This is a genomic window from Bacillus sp. 204(2023) (assembly GCF_037027505.1).
Lineage (GTDB): Bacteria > Bacillota > Bacilli > Bacillales > Bacillaceae > Bacillus > Bacillus subtilis.
Genome location: NZ_JAXCHE010000007.1, coordinates 216,359 through 237,565 on the forward strand (window position 1 = coordinate 216,359; position 21,207 = coordinate 237,565).

The 21,207-nt window shown below is 44.6% G+C and carries 26 protein-coding genes and 1 pseudogene; 8 read left to right on the forward strand and 19 right to left on the reverse strand.

Annotated elements, in window-relative coordinates; translation table 11 throughout:
• Positions 1 to 86: 86 nt before the first annotated feature.
• The 4 genes from pucI to WA279_RS15460 all read right to left on the reverse strand — a co-directional run bounded on the left by pucI (position 87) and on the right by WA279_RS15460 (position 4,313).
• Positions 87 to 1,559 (reverse strand): allantoin permease, encoded by a 1,473-nt coding sequence (gene pucI / locus WA279_RS15445; protein WP_336155914.1) that lies wholly within the window; start codon positions 1,557 to 1,559, stop codon positions 87 to 89.
• Positions 1,560 to 1,737: 178 nt separating this feature from the next.
• A complete protein-coding gene (locus WA279_RS15450) occupies positions 1,738 to 3,096 on the reverse strand; it encodes an MFS transporter (RefSeq protein WP_133954626.1) in 1,359 nt (452 codons plus the stop codon).
• Entirely contained in the window at positions 3,096 to 3,665 is a 570-nt protein-coding gene (locus WA279_RS15455; protein ID WP_003227761.1) for a hydrolase, read from the reverse strand. The genes WA279_RS15450 and WA279_RS15455 overlap by 1 nt, the downstream gene beginning before the upstream one ends.
• 183 nt (positions 3,666 to 3,848) lie before the next feature.
• The gene (locus tag WA279_RS15460; RefSeq protein ID WP_003244424.1) at positions 3,849 to 4,313 is read right to left on the reverse strand and encodes a hypothetical protein; all 465 of its coding nucleotides are present in this window, start codon (positions 4,311 to 4,313) and stop codon (positions 3,849 to 3,851) included.
• A gap of 280 nt (positions 4,314 to 4,593) precedes the next feature.
• Between WA279_RS15460 and amtB the strand changes: the two genes are divergently transcribed.
• The 3 genes from amtB to bcrC all read left to right on the forward strand — a co-directional run bounded on the left by amtB (position 4,594) and on the right by bcrC (position 6,932).
• Positions 4,594 to 5,808 carry an ammonium transporter AmtB gene (gene amtB / locus WA279_RS15465; protein ID WP_003227757.1) on the forward strand — a complete coding sequence of 405 codons (1,215 nt, stop codon included), beginning with the start codon at positions 4,594 to 4,596 and terminating at the stop codon, positions 5,806 to 5,808.
• A gap of 11 nt (positions 5,809 to 5,819) precedes the next feature.
• Positions 5,820 to 6,170, forward strand: coding sequence for a P-II family nitrogen regulator (locus tag WA279_RS15470; protein ID WP_003221829.1), 351 nt, complete (start codon positions 5,820 to 5,822; stop codon positions 6,168 to 6,170).
• Positions 6,171 to 6,350: 180 nt separating this feature from the next.
• Positions 6,351 to 6,932, forward strand: a complete 582-nt coding sequence (gene bcrC / locus WA279_RS15475) for an undecaprenyl-diphosphate phosphatase BcrC (RefSeq protein WP_327846340.1) — start codon at positions 6,351 to 6,353, stop codon at positions 6,930 to 6,932.
• A 40-nt stretch (positions 6,933 to 6,972) separates the two neighbouring features.
• Here bcrC and WA279_RS15480 read toward each other — a convergent pair whose 3' ends face one another.
• Both WA279_RS15480 and spoIIQ read right to left on the reverse strand, forming a co-directional pair.
• Positions 6,973 to 7,395 (reverse strand): VanZ family protein, encoded by a 423-nt coding sequence (locus WA279_RS15480; protein WP_024573493.1) that lies wholly within the window; start codon positions 7,393 to 7,395, stop codon positions 6,973 to 6,975.
• A gap of 110 nt (positions 7,396 to 7,505) precedes the next feature.
• Positions 7,506 to 8,378, reverse strand: coding sequence for a stage II sporulation protein spoIIQ (spoIIQ, locus tag WA279_RS15485; RefSeq protein WP_014481160.1), 873 nt, complete (start codon positions 8,376 to 8,378; stop codon positions 7,506 to 7,508).
• Positions 8,379 to 8,518: 140 nt separating this feature from the next.
• On the opposite strand from spoIIQ, the gene WA279_RS15490 reads away from it, so the two are divergent.
• The 3 genes from WA279_RS15490 to WA279_RS15500 all read left to right on the forward strand — a co-directional run bounded on the left by WA279_RS15490 (position 8,519) and on the right by WA279_RS15500 (position 9,814).
• Positions 8,519 to 9,010, forward strand: a complete 492-nt coding sequence (locus WA279_RS15490; RefSeq protein WP_077671153.1) for a GNAT family N-acetyltransferase — start codon at positions 8,519 to 8,521, stop codon at positions 9,008 to 9,010.
• Entirely contained in the window at positions 9,007 to 9,525 is a 519-nt protein-coding gene (locus WA279_RS15495) for a DUF5362 family protein (RefSeq protein ID WP_336155919.1), read from the forward strand. Before WA279_RS15490 ends, WA279_RS15495 begins: the two co-directional genes overlap by 4 nt.
• 157 nt (positions 9,526 to 9,682) lie before the next feature.
• Entirely contained in the window at positions 9,683 to 9,814 is a 132-nt protein-coding gene (locus WA279_RS15500) for a hypothetical protein (protein ID WP_003227748.1), read from the forward strand.
• Here WA279_RS15500 and WA279_RS15505 read toward each other — a convergent pair.
• On the reverse strand, positions 9,811 to 10,245 hold the full coding sequence (locus WA279_RS15505; RefSeq protein ID WP_268548866.1) for a DUF5392 family protein: 435 nt from the start codon (positions 10,243 to 10,245) through the stop codon (positions 9,811 to 9,813). The genes WA279_RS15500 and WA279_RS15505 overlap by 4 nt on opposite strands.
• Positions 10,246 to 10,487: 242 nt before the next feature.
• Between WA279_RS15505 and cls the strand changes: the two genes are divergently transcribed.
• Positions 10,488 to 11,936 carry a cardiolipin synthase gene (gene cls / locus WA279_RS15510; protein ID WP_003243311.1) on the forward strand — a complete coding sequence of 483 codons (1,449 nt, stop codon included), beginning with the start codon at positions 10,488 to 10,490 and terminating at the stop codon, positions 11,934 to 11,936.
• A 23-nt stretch (positions 11,937 to 11,959) separates the two neighbouring features.
• On the opposite strand, the gene mta is transcribed toward cls, so the two are convergent.
• Positions 11,960 to 12,733: a transcriptional activator Mta gene (gene mta / locus WA279_RS15515; RefSeq protein WP_336155920.1), complete on the reverse strand. Its 774-nt coding sequence runs from the start codon at positions 12,731 to 12,733 to the stop codon at positions 11,960 to 11,962.
• Positions 12,734 to 12,877: 144 nt separating this feature from the next.
• On the opposite strand from mta, the gene WA279_RS15520 reads away from it, so the two are divergent.
• Positions 12,878 to 13,261, forward strand: a complete 384-nt coding sequence (locus WA279_RS15520; RefSeq protein ID WP_003227738.1) for a DUF5362 family protein — start codon at positions 12,878 to 12,880, stop codon at positions 13,259 to 13,261.
• 34 nt (positions 13,262 to 13,295) lie between these two features.
• Here the strand turns inward: WA279_RS15520 and WA279_RS15525 are convergent, their stop codons facing one another.
• From WA279_RS15525 to moaA, 11 genes and pseudogenes are all read right to left on the reverse strand, one after another.
• Positions 13,296 to 13,937 (reverse strand): NAD(P)-dependent oxidoreductase, encoded by a 642-nt coding sequence (locus WA279_RS15525; RefSeq protein ID WP_336155922.1) that lies wholly within the window; start codon positions 13,935 to 13,937, stop codon positions 13,296 to 13,298.
• Between the two features lie 67 nt (positions 13,938 to 14,004).
• Positions 14,005 to 14,406, reverse strand: a complete 402-nt coding sequence (locus WA279_RS15530) for an Rrf2 family transcriptional regulator (protein WP_003235720.1) — start codon at positions 14,404 to 14,406, stop codon at positions 14,005 to 14,007.
• Positions 14,407 to 14,540: 134 nt separating this feature from the next.
• The gene (gene ureC, locus WA279_RS15535) at positions 14,541 to 16,250 is read right to left on the reverse strand and encodes an urease subunit alpha (RefSeq protein WP_336155923.1); all 1,710 of its coding nucleotides are present in this window, start codon (positions 16,248 to 16,250) and stop codon (positions 14,541 to 14,543) included.
• Positions 16,247 to 16,621: an urease subunit beta gene (ureB, locus tag WA279_RS15540; RefSeq protein WP_003227726.1), complete on the reverse strand. Its 375-nt coding sequence runs from the start codon at positions 16,619 to 16,621 to the stop codon at positions 16,247 to 16,249. The genes ureC and ureB overlap by 4 nt, the downstream gene beginning before the upstream one ends.
• Complete coding sequence (gene ureA, locus WA279_RS15545) at positions 16,618 to 16,935, reverse strand: urease subunit gamma (protein ID WP_003227724.1); 318 nt, start codon at positions 16,933 to 16,935, stop codon at positions 16,618 to 16,620. The genes ureB and ureA overlap by 4 nt, the downstream gene beginning before the upstream one ends.
• A 194-nt stretch (positions 16,936 to 17,129) precedes the next feature.
• Positions 17,130 to 17,289: pseudogene (locus WA279_RS15550) on the reverse strand (hypothetical protein).
• A gap of 178 nt (positions 17,290 to 17,467) precedes the next feature.
• Positions 17,468 to 17,650 (reverse strand): hypothetical protein, encoded by a 183-nt coding sequence (locus WA279_RS20905; protein WP_442894666.1) that lies wholly within the window; start codon positions 17,648 to 17,650, stop codon positions 17,468 to 17,470.
• A gap of 300 nt (positions 17,651 to 17,950) precedes the next feature.
• Complete coding sequence (csbD, locus tag WA279_RS15560; RefSeq protein ID WP_003227718.1) at positions 17,951 to 18,139, reverse strand: stress response protein CsbD; 189 nt, start codon at positions 18,137 to 18,139, stop codon at positions 17,951 to 17,953.
• 72 nt (positions 18,140 to 18,211) lie between these two features.
• Complete coding sequence (locus WA279_RS15565) at positions 18,212 to 18,691, reverse strand: hypothetical protein (protein WP_336155925.1); 480 nt, start codon at positions 18,689 to 18,691, stop codon at positions 18,212 to 18,214.
• 152 nt (positions 18,692 to 18,843) lie between these two features.
• Positions 18,844 to 19,977, reverse strand: coding sequence for a response regulator aspartate phosphatase RapB (rapB, locus tag WA279_RS15570; protein WP_327828402.1), 1,134 nt, complete (start codon positions 19,975 to 19,977; stop codon positions 18,844 to 18,846).
• 191 nt (positions 19,978 to 20,168) lie between these two features.
• Entirely contained in the window at positions 20,169 to 21,194 is a 1,026-nt protein-coding gene (gene moaA, locus WA279_RS15575; RefSeq protein ID WP_003243488.1) for a GTP 3',8-cyclase MoaA, read from the reverse strand.
• Positions 21,195 to 21,207: the final 13 nt, after the last annotated feature.

The following is a 21,207-nucleotide window of genomic DNA, read 5'->3' on the forward strand; positions in this document are numbered from 1 at the left end:
TTTAGAATAGATTTCTAAAACCATTATAAATGCTCTATTTATGGAAAACCATTCAAAAATATGAAAATATACCGTCTAAATAGATCTTATTCAGCCTGGCTGACCTGCGCATGTTCAACCGTTTCAATTGCCAATGATGCAGGCGGGTGAACACGCATCAGAACAATGTAGAAAAGAAAGGAGATTAGCACACCTACAAACCAAGAAATATCGTATAAGCTTTTCAATACAGGAACATACATGCCAATCAGCGAAATCAGCGCTCCTAACATTGTGGCTGCAAACGCACGGTAATTGTAGCCCTTCCAATACACATACCGTCCTGTTTCGGAATACAGGTCATCTACCGAGAGCTCACGCTTGCGAATGATAAAATAGTCGGCCATCATCACGCCTGCCACCGGTCCAAGCATGCCGCCTATTAAGCCAAGAAACGCATACACGCTTGTCGCGCTCTCCATCAGCTTCCACGGAACCGTAAATAAAGCGAGCAACGCTGTGATAAAGCTGCCACGTTTGAAATTGATATATTTCGGCAGGGCATTCGCTATATCATAAGCGGGCGATACGATGTTAGCCGCGACATTTACAGAGATCGTGGCGATGCAGAGCGTGATCACGGACAAGACGATGACATAAGGGTTATCAAACCGCGCCAAAATATCGACAACATCCCAAATCGGCTCTCCGAACGCGACCTGCGAGCCGGAGGTCACCGTAATACTTGCGAATGCGAAAAGCGCAAATGTTCCCGGTAAACCGTAAAATTGTCCTTTGATTTGCTCTTTTTGTGTTTCAGCAAACCGTGTAAAATCAGGTATATTTAAGATCAATGTCGCCCAGATGCCGATGATGCCAGTAACTCCGGCAGCAAACGGCCAGAATGTTTCTGAAAACGTATGAAACTTTCCTGGTTGAGAGTATATCGGGCCCAATCCTCCGGCAATATCAACGGCCCACCATACCATGCCGCCAAATACCAGATACACTAAAGGCCCTGCCCACACCTCAAAACGTTTAATCGACTCCATGCCGTGATGCAATACGAGTAAATGAATGGCCCAAAAGAATACAAAGGAAAGCAAACCAGATAAGTGAATGCCGAGAATGTTCCACTCGCCGCCAATTTCTCCCCAGCCCGGCCACATATTCAAAAGCAAAATGTTCAGTGCCGTGCTACCCGCAAAGGTCTGGATGCCAAGCCACATGATAGCTGTAAACGCCCTTAGAAGCGCGGGGATATTCGCGCCGTATATCCCGTAAGAAGCCCGAATGATCACTGGAAACGGCAGCCCGTATTTTGTCCCCGCATGGCCGTTTAAGGCAAGAGCGCCAAATAGGATAAGTGATGCCGTAATAATGATCGCCAGCACCTGCCAAGGCGAAAGGCCGATCGCAATTAATCCTCCCACCGTCGCGTAGGTCGGTATGTTATGTATACATCCCATCCAAATGGAGGCAAAGTTCAGTGCTTTCCACGTCCGTTTTTCCTGTCCCAAAGGCACCAGATCTTCATTGCTCAGCCTGTTGGATTGCTGCTGACTCTCTTTTAATTTCATAGCCGGCTCCCCTTTCCACATTGTCTATATGTCATCACGTTATGTTTTTTGACATTAGATGTCACTTAATATAACTGAAGAGTCAGACAATAACACTGGCTATGATATACAATTTTCCCGTTTGTATTTGAACAGCTTAAACAAGAAAAAGAGACAGACCTCTGAGCCCGTCTCTTTCTTAAGATGCAGTTTTCATTAATGCAGCAAATCTCACAGCCATTAACAGGCTTGCTCCTCCCGTGATAATCATAATGATTCCCATCATATCAAAATGGGCGGCCGTGATTTCTTTACCAAAAAGAACGCCAAGGATCACCGAAGACAAAATCGATCCTAGGTAACGGCAGGTTTGAAACAGGCCTGAAGTCGTTCCTACCATGTTGGAAGGACTCGTTTTCAGCATCGCTGCCTGAAGCGCGACATTGCCCAGTCCGTAGCCTATACCCAAGAGCGACAGAATGAGCCCTTTCCCGATGGTCTGGACATTGATAAAAAAGATGGTTAAGAGCACGGCTCCAGCCGTCATCAAAAGTGCTCCCGCAAAGATCGGCTTGACGACACCAGATCGGTCGATCCATTTGCCAGTTAGAGGTGACACAACGATGCTCATTCCAGACATAAACAGCATAAACAGGCCGCTCGTTTGAACAGAAAGATGCATTTCATCCTGAAAGTAACTTGGCAGACCAAAAAATAAACAATAGAAGAAAACATTCAATAAAATAAACTGAACATACACGGCTGACAGGTTACGTTGTGTTTTAAACAGACGGACATCAATAAACGGCTTATCCGTTTTCAGCTCGCGCCAGACAAACGCACAGAGCAGAAGCAAGCCAAGCACACCTTCAACCGCATGCGGCGACGTGCTGAACGACAGCAAAAAGGATAGAAGGAAAATGATTCCCCCGGCAAATAAAACAATTCCAAGAATGTCGAGATGCTGAATAATGGTTTTGATTCCTGCCCCTTTTTTCTGATCTTTCGGGAACATATACAGGCCCAATAAGAAGCTGAGGATAATAAACGGCAAATTAACGATAAAGATCGCCGGCCAGCCTCCCCATACAATCAAAAACCCGCCGACTGTCGGCCCCAGCGCCGTCATGGCGGACGCAAAAATAGAGAGTACAGCCAAGGCTGAAGCTTGGCGCTCATGAATATGATTCCGAATCAAGCCGACACCTGACGGATAAATCGCACTGCTCCCCACCGATTGAAACAGCCGCATGACCAATAATGTCATAAACGTCGGCGCAAACGGCGCCCCGATGGCAGAAACCGCAACAAGAATAAGCCCGAATAAAAACAAGCGTTTCCGCCCAATCAAATCACCGAGCTTTCCCGTTACGGGCTGCGCTACGGCACTCGCCAAGTAAAACGAGGAAATCAGCCAGGAAACCGTTGTAAACGAGAGGTGAAACTCATGCTGGATGCTATGGAGCGCAAGAGAGATCATAGACGAGTTCAGCGGATTCAGCATTGTTCCCGAAGCCACCGCTGTTAAAAAAACAGCCCGGCTTTTTTTCGATAACATCATTTCACTTGTTCCAGAAACTCTTCCGTTGTCCGCGATTTACCGATTCTCGGGAAAATAAAGCGCAGTGTGGCTTCATGCTCTTCATCGCTAAATGTGGACATGGCATCTGTAATAAAAATCTGCTGATAGCCAAGCTGAAATGCCTCCCGTGCTGTGCTTTCCACCCCGATATTCGTTGCGATGCCGCACAATACAATCGTATCAATGCCGCGACGTCTCAGCTGCAAGTCTAAATCTGTGCCAAAAAAAGCACCCCATTGCCGTTTTGTCACAGTATAATCGCCATCCTGCACACCGATTTCCGGAACAAATTCGGCCCAGTCCGCCGGCATTTCCCCTGAACCTCCCTGCGCAGGCTCATCCGTTTGCGGCTTCAGGGCGTCCGCTCCATCATGAAAGGCTACATTTACAAAGCTGATGAACCCGTTATGTTTCCGAAATTCATCTACGAGCTTTTTCGCGTTCGGGACAACCTGGCCGCTTTGATCAATCGGCACAATCCCCTTTTGTAAATCAATGATAACCAGTGCTGTTTTTTGAAAATCAATGTTGAGTGTATTCATCATACGTCTCCTCCTGATACTGTTAGTGTTTCTCACATTGCATATTTTACTCTTCACACTGCCTAAGTTCTTTTATGATGCTTGTGAAATTCTCAGAAGGAGCGTTTTCTCATGATTTTTCTTTTATGTAGTAGTAACAGGTTGTGCATACGAACAAACCGGCAAGCACAGTAATCATAAGGGGCGTCATCGCTTCATCACCTGCCTGCTGTCTATCGGTTCCTGCCTGAAAATGCCCATGAATTTGCGGCGGTCCATCCAAAGCAGGATAAGACACATAACCATTAATATCGTGCTAAGATCCTGCACGCCAATATCAAAACAATAGTTAATCAAGACGATGTTCACAATAATGGGCATAAAAATAACCGCCCCTAATGCAGCCGTTCGCGGAATTAGTAATAAAACAGCTGCCAGGATTTCACCAAAACCTATAAACAGTTCATAGACATGAGAATAACCGAAAAATGTCCACGCGATCGTAAACCCCTTCCCGGCAGCCGCCTCGATTTCAGGCGTCACCTCGCCAAACTGGCCAATCACCACTTTCGCCAGACCGTACACGAAAAAATTAAAGGCTAAAAACAATCGGAACGTCGCGGGAATCGACTTGCGTACCGCTTTCCTCAGCCTGCCGCCTTTATTCATCATACATCCCCCTAGTGTATTATTTGATGTAGTACACTTAATACAGTATAGAGTATTCTAATTAATGTCAATTCCCTTTTCAGCTCATATGAATAGCTTCTTTTATAGATACAAAGTCTTATATCGTAAAAAATGCCGTTCTCCTTTCTTTCCGTCCCTCGATAACATTCCTTAAAAACCATGTCAGGAAATCTTACATGAAAATGTTTTATCATTCTTTTTTCTCTATAATGAAGAAATATAATAATTGCTTTTTATTCTGAAAGATACGGAGGAATGAGACATGCAAATGGGCGATACAGTTTTTATGTTCTTTTGCGCTTTACTCGTGTGGCTGATGACCCCGGGATTAGCGTTATTTTATGGAGGAATGGTAAAGAGCAAAAATGTGCTGAGCACTGCCATGCACAGTTTCTCTTCCATTGCCATCGTTTCCATCGTTTGGGTGCTGTTCGGATATACACTTGCCTTCGCACCAGGCAATTCAATCATCGGCGGACTGGAGTGGGCCGGCCTCAAAGGGGTCGGATTTGATCCGGGAGATTACAGCGATACCATCCCCCACTCGTTATTTATGATGTTCCAAATGACGTTTGCCGTTCTGACTACAGCGATTATTTCCGGGGCCTTCGCAGAGCGGATGCGATTCGGCGCTTTTCTTTTATTCTCGGTTTTATGGGCCTCTTTGGTTTACACACCCGTAGCGCACTGGGTATGGGGCGGCGGCTGGATCGGCCAGCTTGGAGCGCTCGATTTTGCTGGCGGCAATGTTGTTCATATTTCCTCCGGTGTGGCAGGACTTGTTCTTGCCATTGTGCTCGGCAAACGGAAAGACGGCACAGCGTCTTCTCCGCATAACCTCATTTACACCTTCTTAGGAGGAGCTTTGATTTGGTTCGGCTGGTTCGGCTTTAACGTCGGCAGCGCTTTGACTTTAGATGGTGTAGCCATGTACGCGTTCATCAACACAAACACCGCGGCTGCAGCCGGGATCGCCGGCTGGATCTTAGTAGAATGGATCATTAACAAAAAACCGACAATGCTCGGAGCGGTATCTGGCGCAATCGCCGGGCTTGTCGCCATTACGCCGGCTGCCGGATTTGTCACACCGTTCGCTTCTATTATTATCGGCATCATCGGCGGGGCAGTTTGTTTCTGGGGAGTATTCTCGCTTAAAAAGAAATTCGGATACGACGACGCGCTTGACGCCTTTGGCCTGCACGGGATCGGCGGCACATGGGGCGGAATCGCAACAGGATTATTCGCAACAACCTCTGTTAACTCAGCGGGCGCAGATGGGTTATTTTACGGTGATGCAAGCTTAATCTGGAAACAAATCGTCGCCATCGCCGCCACTTATGTTTTTGTATTTATTGTCACTTTCGTTATTATTAAAATTGTAAGCCTCTTCCTTCCCCTTCGCGCAACTGAAGAAGAAGAGTCACTTGGGCTTGACTTAACGATGCACGGGGAAAAAGCATATCAAGATTCTATGTGAGGAGTGACGCTATGAGCGGTCAAATGTTCAAGGTAGAAATTGTAACGCGTCCGGCAAATTTTGAAAAGCTGAAGCAGGAACTCGGAAAAATCGGAGTGACCTCTCTGACTTTCTCCAATGTACACGGCTGCGGCCTTCAAAAAGCACATACGGAGCTCTATCGAGGGGTAAAAATAGAAAGCAATGTATACGAGCGTTTAAAAATAGAAATTGTGGTCAGCAAGGTTCCTGTTGATCAAGTGACTGAGACCGCTAAAAGGGTGCTGAAAACGGGATCACCAGGTGACGGTAAAATATTTGTCTATGAAATCAGCAATACGATCAACATCCGCACAGGCGAAGAAGGACCTGAAGCACTTTAATATCGGTACGAGATTCGGACACTCCGGATCTCTTTTTTTGTGCACAGAATCCCCCCAGAAACCGCGATTCCTGTTCGAATTCTCTTCAAGCGCCGTTATTTCAGACAATCTCTATTTTTATTTGAAACTTTTCATGAGTAAGATTAGTCTACTAAATATAAAAATGTAAAAGGTGATTATTTGAACTACGAAATTTTTAAAGCAATCCATGGACTATCTCATCACAATTCAGTTCTCGATGCCATTATGGTCTTCATCACGGAATATGCCATTGTCGCCTATGCCCTTATCCTATTGGCAATCTGGCTGTTCGGGAACACACAAAGCAGAAAACATGTGCTATACGCAGGCATCACAGGAATTGCAGGCCTTGTGATCAACTATTTGATTACGCTTGTTTATTTCGAACCGCGCCCGTTCGTTGCGCATACAGTGCATACACTGATTCCGCATGCTGCGGATGCTTCATTTCCAAGTGACCACACGACAGGTGCATTAGCGATTTCTATTGCGATGCTTTTCAGAAACCGCAAAATCGGCTGGCCGCTTGTCATTTTTGGGCTTTTGACAGGCTTTTCGAGAATTTGGGTGGGACATCACTATCCGGTAGATGTATTGGGCAGCCTCGTTGTCGCCATCATTATCGGGTTCCTTTTCTTTAGATTTTCAGATCTGCTTCGCCCGTTCGTCGATTTGGTCGTGAGGATTTATGAAACCATTATCAATAAACTGACGAAAAAACCAACCGATCAAAATTTCTAAGAAAGACAAAAGCCGGCGTCTTTAACCAAGACAGCCGGCTTTAATATTTCTCATACATCTCTTGTTTTCTTCGCTTCGCCAACACATATAAACCATAAAACAATCCAATACCAACAGCATCGATGAGCACATCCCGAATACAACCGTTCCTGCTGAAGAAGAGCTGAAGAACTTCTGTAAAAAAAGCAAACGCAAATGAGCCGGCTGAAGCTGATCTTATGCTGCCACGCTGTTTCCACAGCAAATATGTCAGCACAAAGAAGGAAAACGCGTGTCCTATTTTTTGAATAAACGCTTCAGGGACAGTAAGCTCAGTAAAATCCATAACTAAAAATTGAGACAGATCAGGGTGCGGCTGAAAATGAAAAGCCACCGTTTGCGATACGACCATGCCGCTGAAGCTTTCCGTACAGACAGAAAGCAGGATAAAAAAGATCCAGCCTGCGAGCAATAGGCGGTTCATGACATAACCTCCTTTAGAGCGTACGTGCCTACATGTAACTACATAGACGGTAAAACAAAGCAAAAAGTAACAGAAAAAAACGCCCATCACAAGGATAGACGTTTTCTTCATTAAGACTGTTCAGTGTCTTCTGTTGTGCTGCTTTCTTTAGAACCAGATTTGTCAGTTGAATCATCCTTTTTCTCACCGGATTTTTCTTCTGTTCCTTTTTCAGTTGATCCGTCCTTTTTCTCGGAAGATTGCTGAATGGATTCTTCTGTTTCTTGGGTGGCAGCTTTTTCTTCAGCAGCTGCTGCTTTTTCAATAGAAGAAACTGGTTTGTCCATAAAGTTTAACGGATTCATTGCGACCCCATCTTTACGGATTTCAAAGTGCACGTGGTTTCCGCTGTCTTCACTGTAAAGGTTCTTGCCAGATTTTCCGATCACTTGATTTTGTTTTACTTTGTCACCTTGCTCAACGCTTACTTCGGAAAGAGATTGATACACAGTCGATAAACCGTCGGCATGTTCTACTTCCACAACATATCCCAGCACTGGATCTTTTTCAGCTTTAACAACCGTACCGCTCAGAGAAGCAGAGACATCGAAATCTTTTCCGTCTTTCTCAGCTAAGTCAATTCCTTTGCTTAGGCTGTACGTGTTATTATAGGTAACGAGTGCTGCTTCTTTCTCTTCTTTTGCGGCATCGGTTTCATAGAACTTTTTCACAACAGAAACGTTTTCAGAATCAACAACCGGCATTGCGACATTTTCCATTGACTTTCCTACTTCAACTGCATCGTCGTTGTTGTCATATGCGGAGTTTCCGCCGTTATCAGCCAACTGATCCTTTACCTCATCATTTGAAACTGATTGATACCAAAGGACAGCTGTTAAAATGACGGCCGCACTGACTAAGTAAATTGCAGGGAACACCCAGCGTTTACGAAAAAACTGCTGAAGTTTTTTGACTTGAGAAGTTTTCTTTTCTTCCTCTCTCATTGTTTCATCACCTCAGCAACATTCTGAACACTTTTCTGAAAATATATACAACCTATCCAAAAAAACTTTTTTAGATGTAGTTTGCACAGACTGAACGAAAATATGTATTTTTTTGAGAGGAGTGCCAAAAACATATGAACATGACATTGCGCCTTGCTGAACATAGAGACTTGGAGGCTGTTGTGGCGATTTATAATTCAACGATTGCTTCTCGAATGGTAACAGCCGATACCGAACCGGTAACTCCTGAAGACCGGATGGAATGGTTTTTAGGACATACAGAGGCACGTCCGCTCTATGTGGCCGAGGACGAAAACGGAAACGTCGCTGCCTGGATCAGCTTTGAAACATTTTATGGAAGGCCAGCCTATAATAAAACAGCGGAGGTCAGCATATACATTGACGAAGCATGCCGCGGCAAAGGCGTTGGATCATATTTGCTTCAAGAAGCGCTCCGCATTGCCCCGAATCTTGGCATCCGCTCACTTATGGCCTTCATTTTCGGGCATAATAAACCAAGCCTGAAGCTGTTTGAAAAGCACGGGTTTGCAGAATGGGGACTATTCCCCGGCATCGCCGAAATGGACGGGAAAAGATACGATTTAAAAATTTTAGGGAGAGAGCTTTCATGATTAGTCTGGATAAAGATGAAAACGAAATTGAAAATCATAATGAAGAAAATAGCCTTGTTGAACAGGAGACTGCACCTGTTGAACAGGAGACCCGCCAGCTGAGCGCCTCCGCTGTCAAGTCGCTATCCGACATTGCCAAGTGGGGCAAAATTTCTGGCATCTTGTTAATCATTATGGGATCGCTTGTCACTCTTTCTGTTTTGATGACAGTGATTGGCGCCATTCCGGGCGTACTGCTCATTATTTCAGGCGTATTTTTGATGCGCTCAGCAAAAGCAGCCGCGGAAGCCGACGGAACTCTTACCGGCGCCGCGGGTGAAAGCATGCTTGAGAACTATGGAACGTTTATTAAAATGCAGCTGTTTTACGCAGCATCCAGTATCGTTACTGTCCTGATCGGGATCATTGTAGCCATTTTCGTGTTGGTGGTAATCGGCATTGCTGCTTTTGAGAACACGCCTTCGTATGATGATCCGGATTCTTATTATTATGAGGATGATCCGGTGTTTGAATAATGATGAGACAGGACAGGGCATGAGTTCCATATAAACGGAACCATGCCTATTTTATTTGACTATTCAAAGCAGGCCGGCGTAAACACCAAATCCTGAAGCAAGCATACAATAGACATCTCTAGTAAGGAAATCAACAAAGCAACGCTGTTACCCAGAAATGAATATCAAAAAAACGGATGAAGTCGGAATCAATCCGAAACCGCACTTTTTATTTCGGGTGTCTGCATGCAAAAAAACACACCCGGATCGTCTGGAAAATCTCAACAATCCGGGTGCAGATCTTCTTTAAAACATTTTTTTGCGTCTGTCTTCCTCAGTCAAAAATTCAACAAAACTCCGCATCGCAAATGGCTCTTCCTTTATTTGTCGTGCGTAGGAGCTTTTCCGCTCTTCTGAAAGGATTTCGCTCTTTTTGATCCTGTTCAGCATATAGATGTGAACCGTTTTTTGGATTTGTTTATGCTGATAGCCTGCCTCTTTAAAAAATGCGAGCCCGAGCGCCGCCAAAAGGGCGAATATGCCTGCGCTGATCAGGGACTCCCTGTCAGCTGAAGCATGAAATAGAAAAGCAGCTAAATTAAAGAGAGAGAATGCAGCAAGCGGAATAGCAAGAAAACGGTAAATGACGGTTTTTTTCATGAAAGGCTGTACGGCCTTCTGAATTTTTTGCATTTCTGTTTTGATGAACCCCGGCATTTGTTCGACTCTGTAAAAGTTCATATAATCCTCCCCCTTTATTTGATGTTTCAAGCTTCACGAACGTTATCATATGTGTTTATTTTAACGCAGGTGCAAGCTGGTTTTAAAGAAATCTGCCCGTATTTTTCACGAAGAATCTGGATCGCCGCTCTTTATTCTTTTAAAATGTGAGTGTTATAATTTGTAATGGGAATCAGATCACTGTTATTCATGGAATACTAATGGCAATCTTCTTGATAAATATGAATGAGCGGGGTTACAAAGTGAGTATTTCTTCCATCCTTTTATCACTTTTTTTCATTTTAAATATTCTTTTGGCCATCATTGTCATCTTCAAAGAACGGCGCGATGCCAGTGCATCTTGGGCGTGGCTGCTTGTTCTTTTCTTTATTCCCGTTTTAGGCTTTATTTTATACTTATTATTCGGCCATAATCTCAGACGCAAGCATTTGTTTCAATGGGAAGACCGGAAAAAGATTGGAATTGAAAGGCTGCTGAAGCATCAGCTTGAAGATTTAGAAACCAAGCAATTCCAATTCAATAACCGGGCAACCTTTGATAACAAAGATTTAATTTATATGCTGATTATGAATAACCATGCTGTGTTTACAGAGGATAATTCAGTTGACGTCATTACAGATGGACGGGATAAATTTCAGCGGCTGCTGAGTGACATTTCAAAGGCTAAGGATCATATCCATTTACAGTATTATATTTATAAAGGCGATGAATTAGGCAAAAAATTGCGGGACGCTCTCATCCAAAAGGCAAAAGAAGGTGTTCAGGTCAGAGTGCTTTATGATGAACTCGGGTCCAGAACGCTGAGAAAAAAGTTTTTTAAAGAGCTTCGCGAGGCTGGCGGGCATGTGGAGGTCTTTTTCCCGTCAAAGCTCAGGCCGATTAACCTGCGGCTGAATTACCGGAACCATCGAAAGCTTGTGATCATAGACGGTATGACCGGTTACGTCGGAGGTTTTAACGTCGGAGATGAGTATCTAGGGCTTAATCCGAAATTCGGTTATTGGCGGGATACGCATATCCGGCTGCAAGGAACGGCCGTGCACGCCATCCAAACACGGTTCATCCTTGACTGGAACCAAGCTTCTCATCACCATACGCTGACATATATTCCAAATCACTTTCCTGATTACGGCCCAAAAGGCAACGTCGGGATGCAGATTGTCACAAGCGGCCCTGATTCGGAATGGGAACAAATTAAAAATGGCTACATCAAAATGATTTCAAACGCCAAGCGTTCCATTTTGATACAAACACCTTATTTTATCCCAGATGCAAGCCTGCTGGATGCTTTAAGGATCGCTTGCCTTTCGGGCATTGACGTTAACATTATGATTCCGAACAAGCCCGATCACGCCTTTGTATACTGGGCGACACTTTCGTATATCGGCGATCTGCTGAAAGCCGGAGCCACTGTCTATATTTACGATAACGGCTTTATTCACGCGAAAACCATCGTGGTGGATGACGAAATCGCGTCAGTCGGCACAGCCAACATTGATGTCCGAAGCTTCAGGCTGAATTTTGAGGTTAATGCATTTATATACGATATCACCATTGCTAAAAAACTGGTTTCAACTTTTAAAGAAGATTTGCTAGTATCCAGAAAATTCACCTATGAGGAGTATCTGCAGCGCCCGTTGTGGATTCGAATAAAAGAATCCGTCTCGCGGCTGTTGTCGCCGATCTTATAAGATGCGCCAAAAACCCCCGGCCTTTACGGCCGGGGGTTTTCCTGATGGTCACAGTAAATGATGATTGCCTCCCGCAAAAAAGCGGCAAGACCTTCTCCATATTGATTGATTGAATCGGTAAATCGCTCGTCAGTGATATACACTTCCCCGAGTCCTCTGAAAATGTCGAGTGTGCAATCGTAATGATATTGGCAAATATGATCGCGAAATGCCCCCACTGCGGTCTGAATCTCTGCATCATCGGGCCCATGCTTCATTCGCGCCGCAATTCGTCTGTAAATCGAATCAAATTCAGCCATGATCGTGCGCCAATCATCTGCCGAGTATGCAGATGTCCTTTTCTCTGTTTCTTCTGCAATTTCCTTTCCATACAGCTTTCTGACTTCATCAGCGTATGTCTGCTGGTGCTCTTCAATGTCTTTCATGCTTAATCCGGCAAATAAATCCCTCTTATTCATCGTTTCCCCTCCATCAACGGACAAAAGCGTCCTGTCAATTGTTTGAATCATCTCATCCATTCTTTGTTTTTTCTTCATCAATATCTCCTTTTGCGACTGAAGTGCCGCTTTCCGGTCAAAATTCGGATGATCCAGCATCTCTTTAATCTCATCCAGACGAAACCCGATTTCCTTGAAAAATAAAATCTGCTGCAGTCTTTCCAGGTCTGCGTCACTGTACAAACGATACCCAGCATCAGTAAGCGCTGAAGGATTCAGAAGCTCAATATTGTCATAGTGATGAAGCGTCCGAATGCTAACGCCTGATATCTCCGCCACTTGTTTAACTTGATATTTCATACATAACACCTCCTCTTTTTTATCGTAAACAATCACGCAACGTTAGGGTCAATCCCCAAAATGTTATTTTCTATATACAAAACTTCTCACAAATAGTGTATAAAAGAAAAGTGAGTATTTTTTTGTAAAGGGGAGCCAGTATACATGAATCCTGAAACAATGAACAAAACCCTCATCAGCATTTCGAAATGGGGAAAAGCTACAGGCATTTTATTTATTATTATGGGCGCAATTACCGCGCTTTCAGGCGCGTTCTTTTTTCTAATCGGTGCCGTGCCAGGCGTACTGCAAATTATTTCCGGTATCTTTTTGATGAGGTCAGCTAGGGAAGCAGGCCAAATGGCTGAACACAATAGCGGACAGTCTGAAGACTTAATGCTGGAGAATTACGCGAAATTCGTAAAGATGCAAGGGATTTATTTGATCGTAAGCATTGCTGTATCCATTCTTGCGATTATCGCCTTCTTCATCTTTTTAATGCTTGGGATTGCTGATGGCCTTTTCAGCGATACGTACAGCACTTATTAATGAGAAAAACCCGGAGCTGGCTCCGGGTTTTTTATTATTCCGCTTCGCTTACTACTGTGAAGCGTTCATTTTTGTGTTCGGGATGTTCAAGCTCGTCCAACACGGCAATGGCATAATCTGCATAGCTGATATAGCTGTCGCCTTTTGCATTTACGATGACATTGTCTTTTCCTTTTTGGTAAGAGCCAGTCCGTTTTCCTGCTGGATCAAAAAATGCCGCAGGACTGAGGAACGTCCAGGAAATGGAGTCTGTCTGCTGCAAATCTTTCAGGTTCTCGCCTTGATTTGATGCAGTTGGCAAATATTCTTTCGGAAATTCCGGCGTATCCATTAAACGGGTTGTTTTGGCTTCATCAACAAACAGGCTTCCCGCTCCGCCAACAACAAACAATCTTGTGTGCTTCGCGTCCTTTAAGATGCTGATGAGTGCTCTTCCTGCTTCAACATGAAGATGTTCTTGGCCGGGTGCTGCTCCAAAAGCGTTTACGACCGCGTCGAAAGACTTGATGTCTTCCGCAGTCAGTTCAAACACATCTTTTTCTAAAACCGCTACGTCCTGCTCCTGCACTTTTGAAGCGTTTCTGACGATGGCTGTCACTTCATGGCCTCTTGTTTTCGCTTCTTTCAAAATCTCGTTTCCCGCTTTCCCGCTTGCGCCGATAATACCAATTTTCATTTTTCATTTCCTCCTTATTTGTAACAATTTTAGTTACATGTTAGCGGTGAGAAGTCATCCCTTTTGATTAAAAGAGATGATTCATAACATCTTTTAATGACTTGCTCGCCAGTTCATTTTCCATCGCTTTTTGCACACTTTCAAACGTTTCATCCAGAGCGTTCTGAATTTTTTTCCCTACCGGACATTTCGGATTCGGGTTTTCATGAACCGCAAAGAGTTCTTCTTGCTTTTGGACAGCCCGATACACTTCTAAAAGAGAAATATCAGCAGGATCTTTTTTGAGGCTTGCACCCGGCACCCCGGCGCGTGATGTGAGAATATCAGCTTTTTTCAGCAGGCTGATCATTCTTCGCACAACTACCGGATTTGTGTTGACACTGTCAGCAATGATTTCTGAAGATGTTTTTTCATCCATCGAGATGAGGGATAAAATATGAATGGCAACAGCAAGACGGCTGTTAATCATGTTTTTTCACCACCGTTGTAACTATAATAGTTACATTTGATTCGTTTGTCAACATCTAATATACACTAAATACACGGGTTTTGTGCACCGTTTTTAGTCAATAGAACGGCCGGATGCACTCCGGCCGCGTCTTATCAGAATAAGAAATATCTTTGTCCAAGTGGGACATAATCGACAGGCTGGCAAGACAATTCCTCCCCGTCAGCAAAGACCTGATAGGTTTTTGGATCAATCTCAATCTTCGGCAAAGCCGAATTCAGCTTCATATCCAGCTTGCTCAGCTTTCTGATATTTTTGACTGGAGAAATCCTTTTTTCCAGCCCTAAGCTTTCCGCCACACCACGCTCTATGCTTGCCTGAGACATAAATGTAATCGAGGTTGAGCGGTTGGCTTTTCCGTAAGACGCATACATTTGGCGCATGAAAACCGGTTCAGGAGTCGGGATGGACGCGTTCGGATCTCCCATTTGCGCACGTGCAATCATGCCGCCCTTTAAGACCAGTTCCGGTTTTACGCCGAAAAATACCGGGTCCCACAGAACGAGATCAGCAAGCTTCCCTTTTTCCACCGAGCCGACTTCATGGCTGAGCCCGTGCGTAATTGCCGGATTAATCGTGTATTTGGCAATGTACCGTTTTGCGCGCACATTGTCATTTCCGTTTTCGCCGGCAAGAGCGCCGCGCTGTTTTTTCATTTTATCGGCTACCTGCCATGTTCGGATGATCACTTCACCGACCCGCCCCATCGCTTGGGAATCCGATGATGTCATGCTGATCGCACCGATATCATGGAGAATATCCTCCGCGGCAATCGTCGCAGCCCTGATTCTGGAATGGCTGAACGCCACATCTTCAGGCACTTTCGCATCTAAATGGTGGCAGACCATCATCATGTCAAGATGCTCATCCATCGTATTAACGGTATAAGGAATGGTTGGCGTTGTAGATGACGGCAGAATGTTCGCGTAAGAGGCGAGCTTCATAATATCCGGGGCATGGCCGCCGCCTGCACCTTCAATGTGATAAGTATGAATGACCCGGTCCCCGATCGCGTCGAGCGTGTTTTCCAAAAAGCCCGCTTCGTTAATCGTATCGGTATGGATGGCAACTTGAATATCAGCCTCGTCCACGACTTCCATACACGTTTTAATGGCGCTTGGCGTCGTGCCCCAGTCTTCATGAAGCTTAAGGCCGATGGCGCCTGCTTCCACCTGCTCGATCAGCGGCGCTTTATCGGATGCATTCCCTTTCCCTAAGAAGCCGACATTGATCGGAAACTCCTCGGCCGCTTCCAGCATCCTTCCCATATACCACGCGCCGGATGTACATGTTGTCGCTTTGCTTCCTGTAGCGGGTCCTGTTCCGCCTCCCAAAAGGGTTGTCACACCTGAAGAAAGCGCAACTTCCATCTGCTGAGGACAAATAAAATGAATGTGCGTGTCCACTCCCCCGGCTGTTAAAATTTTGCCTTCACCGGAAATCACCTCTGTCCCCGCTCCGATGACCATGTGCGGATCGACTCCATCCATGATATCAGGATTTCCGCTTTTTCCGACACCGACAATCCGGCCGTCTTTCACACCGACATCCGCTTTGACAATGCCTGTGTAATCCAATAGCACGACGTTGGTGATAACCAAATCCAAAGCGCCGTCCTTCCCTGTGATTCTGCCGTTTTGGCCCATGCCGTCGCGGATTGTTTTTCCGCCGCCAAAGATCATTTCTTCACCATATACTGTGAAATCCTTTTCGACTTCGATCCATAAATCCGTGTCGCCCAATCTGATTTTATCGCCCGTTGTCGGGCCAAACAGTTCCGCATATTCCTCCCGTGACATTTTCATCGGATTACACCCTCCATCCAGCCGGCTTGTTTTAAGTTGGCCAACGTTTTTTCTTTGCCGCGTTCATCGATAAACGTGTCGGCCATTCCGTTCAGCCCTCTAATTGTCTTGCGTCCTCTGATTTCCACTAGTGAGACCGTTTTCTGCTCTCCCGGCTCAAAACGGACTGACGTGCCTGATGGAACATCAAGACGCATGCCGATCGCCAGCTCACGGTCAAATAATAAAGCCCCGTTGGCCTCCGCAAAATGAAAATGCGAACCGACTTGAATGGAGCGCGATCCGGTGTTTTTTACCGTTACCTCCCGTATCTCACGCCCTTCATTAATCGTAATGGTTCCCTCAGCAATTTGAAATGCTCCCGGCTTCATGACTTCACCTCCGCAGAAATTGGCTGATGTACCGTAACAAGCTTTACTCCATCCGGAAATGTGGCCTCCACCTGAATGCTGTCAAGCATCTCAGGGACACCCTCCATCACATCTTTTTCCGTTAATACATGGCGGCCGGCTTCCATCAGCTCTGCTACTCCCTTCCCATCACGTGCGCCTTCCATAATAAAGCAGGTGATATAAGCAGCAGCCTCAGGATAGTTCAGCAGAACGCCCCGCGCCTTTCGCTGTTTGGCTAATTCCCCCGCTGCAAAAATGAGCAATTTCTCTTGTTCAACCGGTGTCAGTTTCATCTGTAGTCCTCCTTCTTTTGTCATATAAAGCAGATGCGGCTACTACGAATTTGCGGAACAGTCAGGCGGGACATCACCTCCCTTTCTTCGAGAATGGGGGTCATACGGAAAGATGCCTTTCAAAGCGACATGCCGTTTCTTCATCAGCCTTGCCATGGTCAACAACCGTTCCCCTGTCGATCACAGAAAGATAGTCAGCACAGATTAACGCGTTTTCCAGACTGCGCTCGACCAAGATAACAGAAATGTCTTTTTTCTGGAAATTTCTATAATAACTTGTCTGACTAGTTCGACAATTAAAATCTGAATTCCTTCCAATTGTTCATTAAGTAAAATATTTTTCAGATTTACCATCAGCGCTCTGGCAATTGCAAGCTGCTGCTGTTGGCCGCCTTTTCGTTTTGAACAAACGTTTGATTAAAACAAATAGCCCCCCTGTTTAGCCGGAGTCGGCCTAATACAGCGACAATCTGCCCCGGGTGAACCTCCATGCTGAGGCTGTGCTAAACCATCGATTGATCATAACCAGACGTTACATTCCTGATGGCAGCCCGTTGTTTTGCTCCGCAACCGGAAGCATGGCATGGAGGCCAGTCTGAGGCGCCGTCCTCCACGATACCGAGAACCCGACTATTGCCATTAACTCCGCATCATGGACGGTCACTTCGCTGATCGCCACCGTTCCTCTTAACGAGTGAAGAATTTCGGCCTTCATTGAATGAACCCCCGCTTGTGTCGATATCAACTGTTTTTTCGCACTCCCGTGGCTTCCGACACTTTCTTCGGTGCAGTACATTCCGTCATCAAAACCCCTTTGTTTGATTTCTCAAATGATGTAATAAAAGTTTACAACTTATGTCATTATTATATAGAAGAGGTCTATTAATTCAAAGAATATTTAATAAATTTAGTTACCTTGACCAAATCAGCTTCTTTTTTTGTTATATTTATTCACATCAGAAAAATCGAACAAAAAAAGACAAGAAACATTTCGTTTCCTGCCTCTTCCGTACGATTAATCTTTATCTGAAAATTTATCCTTGGCTTTCCCGATATCCTTTTGGATTTCGCCTTTTGCTTTATCTTTTTTGCCTTCAGCCTGCATGTCCGTTCTGTCAGCCATATCTCCGACTTTATCCTTCACTTCTCCTTTGGCTTTATTGAATCCGCCCTTCATTTTGTCTTTTACACTATCGTTACCCATGTTAATTCTCCCCTCTCAATTATGTGTGTACTTGTTACCTTCCCGATCTGAGAGGCAATAAACATTCTAATGTTATTTATCGATTTCGTAGCGCTCTCCGTAACGGAGCACCTTGTATATCGCCAGCCCGTCTGATGACTTTTTCTCCGAATATCGGACCGGCAGCAGGGCAAAAAACACATAATACGTAGAAAAATAGACAAACTGATAGAAAAACACATTCGGCTTTAATATACTGTGTATAATCAGCAGATTGATTGCAAAAATCGTGATGAGGTTAAACAAGCAGCCCCCTGCATACACGAGTGCATTTGAGAATCGATTGTCAATTTTCAACTCCCCGTACCGGCAAAAAGAATCGATAAAATAAATCGTTCTGAACCGTATGGGTCCAATTTTAAGCAGCGTTTTTCCCATGCCTATATCCAACGATCCTTTTCCGCCAAAAATAAAAGCCATAAAGCTGTGCCCTGAAACATGTATAATCTGTACAAGCGGCAGAACAATGAGGAAAGACCACAGAAACTTCACCATATCATTAAAACCAAACATTGAATTCCCCCTCACATGCATATCTGCATCCCAAAACGGCTTTTTTCAAAAAACAGTGCTGTAGCGATTTTTCCTGTTCTCCCCGGAAATAAACGTTCCGATGCTCCCCATTTTTTGCATAAAAAAACCATCTGCCAGCAGATGGTTTTGTCTCATACTTCATATAAGCAATCGTTCCTTTGAATCATCTCTCTCATGCTGACCGCTTTTTCATAAAAATACACCGCTTCTTTATATTGTTCGCGATGACTGAAATAGGAGGCAGCATCTAAAGCAAATTCTTCAATATATACGTACAGGCCCTTTTCTTCCATATAATCAAATACTTCTTGAATCATACCCAAATTGACAGATTCCACATATAAGGCCTGCAGAAATTTATATTTTGCCAAACTGAAGAAGTCGTTTCGTTTTTGGGCAATGGCAATCCCTTTTTCATAGTACCGCATCGCGGCTTGGCTATCTTGTTTTTTGAAAAGAACGCGAGTCAGGCTGAAGAGCGCTTTTGGAAGCTGTTCCAGCTGATAATCCTCAAAGACAGGAAGCGCTTTTTCAAAGTATTCGGCGGCCTGATCCAGCTCCCCCTTGTCATCATAGCAATTCCCAATGTTATAAAGGGCTGATCCGATCAAACGGGGCTGTCCTTCCAATAAAGCAAGGCGATACGCGTCATCTAAATGTTCAAGCGCTTTTTCATAATTTCTGTAGTCAATGTAGTTTCCTGATATGACGAAATGGCATTGAATTCTTCTGACTCTGTAAAAATCGTGAGCCTTATACGTCTCCAGCGCCTGTACGGCGTGGTTCATGGAAAAGTGCGTCTGCTTCATAATATAAAAGACTTCCGCCACTTTAAAATGAAATTCCGCTCTTTCAATTTCATCTTCTACAAACGCAAGCATCTTCTCAGCTTTCCGATAAAAGGATATAGCCGAGATGTAATTGTTCTGTTCAAATTCGTACATTCCTCTAAACAAGTGAAAATAATACTCAGATAATCCGGAGATGCTGTCCTGATTGCTTTCCAGCGTTTTGATCAATTCACGATATTGAAGCTGAGATTCCTCGTGCAGGTCAGGCTTTACATAATCCAGCATAATTTGGTGCCGGTAGCTGATCAGCTGATAATACAGGAGAAGCAGCTGATCCTCTTCCATCTGTTCTATATCTAGATCAATTTCTTCCTTTAGCTTTACGGCATCAGCCACTTGAAATGCTAAAATGTGCTTATACCACTTATTGATTTTCACTCCTACTTGAGATGACGGGATCTCGTACGCGGCCATGCCCCTCCAACCCTTTCTATTTTCTAATTGGTTATATTTTATCATAATGTATGGCTTTGGAATTAAATTTTCTTACAATGATTCCTTCTTTATGCCTATCCTTATATATTTCGGTTTTTATACGTATTTTTTGCACTCGGATTCTAATAAAAAAGCTTACCGGACAGTGCCGATAAGCTTTTGACTTCAAATTAACCGCCAATATAAGACATTTCCACTTTCTTTTTGCCAGATGCTTTTGATAGCGTACGATCGACTGAATACTGATCGATCCGATTTTTCCATACTGTCCCGATCATTTCTGATAGTTCGTCATCACTTAATTCCTGGCGAACCGGAGCTCTGAGGTCAAATCCGCTTGAAGCGAATAAGCAGGTAAACAGCTCTCCTCTCGCAGAAAGACGGGCTCTGTTGCAAGATCCGCAGAACGCATCAGATACAGATGATATAACACCGATTTCTCCGGAGCCGTCCAAGTAGCGGAATCTGGAAGCCACTTCTCCTATATAATTAGGCGCTATCGGCTCAACCGGCATGTGTTTATTGATCAAATCTATGATTTCCGCCTTTGTCATGACGTCTTTCTTTTCCCATTGGTTGGTGTTGCCTACGTCCATAAATTCAATGAATCTCAGGATATGCCCTTTTTCTTTAAAATAACGGGCCATAGGCAGTATATCTTTTTCATTGACGCCCTTTTGAACGACCATATTGATTTTAACACCTAGCCCCGCTTGCTTCGCCGCTTCAATGCCTTCCAACACCTTGCTGACAGAAACACCGCGCCCGTTTATCTTCTTAAAACGCTCGTCTTCTAAAGAATCAAGGCTGATCGTAACCCTTTTCAGCCCAGCCTCCTTGAGCCTCTTTGCATAAACAGGCAGCAGTGATCCGTTTGTCGTCATCGCGATGTCACGAATACCCGGTATGCGGGCCAGTTTTTTGATTAACTCCGGCATATCCTTTCTCATGAGGGGCTCTCCGCCGGTCAGGCGGATTTTTTCAACGCCAAATCTTGTGACAAACAATGTCGCAAGCCGTTCCAGCTCCTCAAATGAAAGCAGCTCCTCTTTCTTTAAAAAAGGATAATCCGGGCCGAATAATTCGGCGGGCATACAGTACGTGCATCGGAAGTTGCAGCGGTCTGTAACAGAAATGCGAAGGTCTCTCAGCGGTCTGTTTCTTTTATCCAACATCTGACGCGACTCTGTAATCATAGCTACAGCCCCT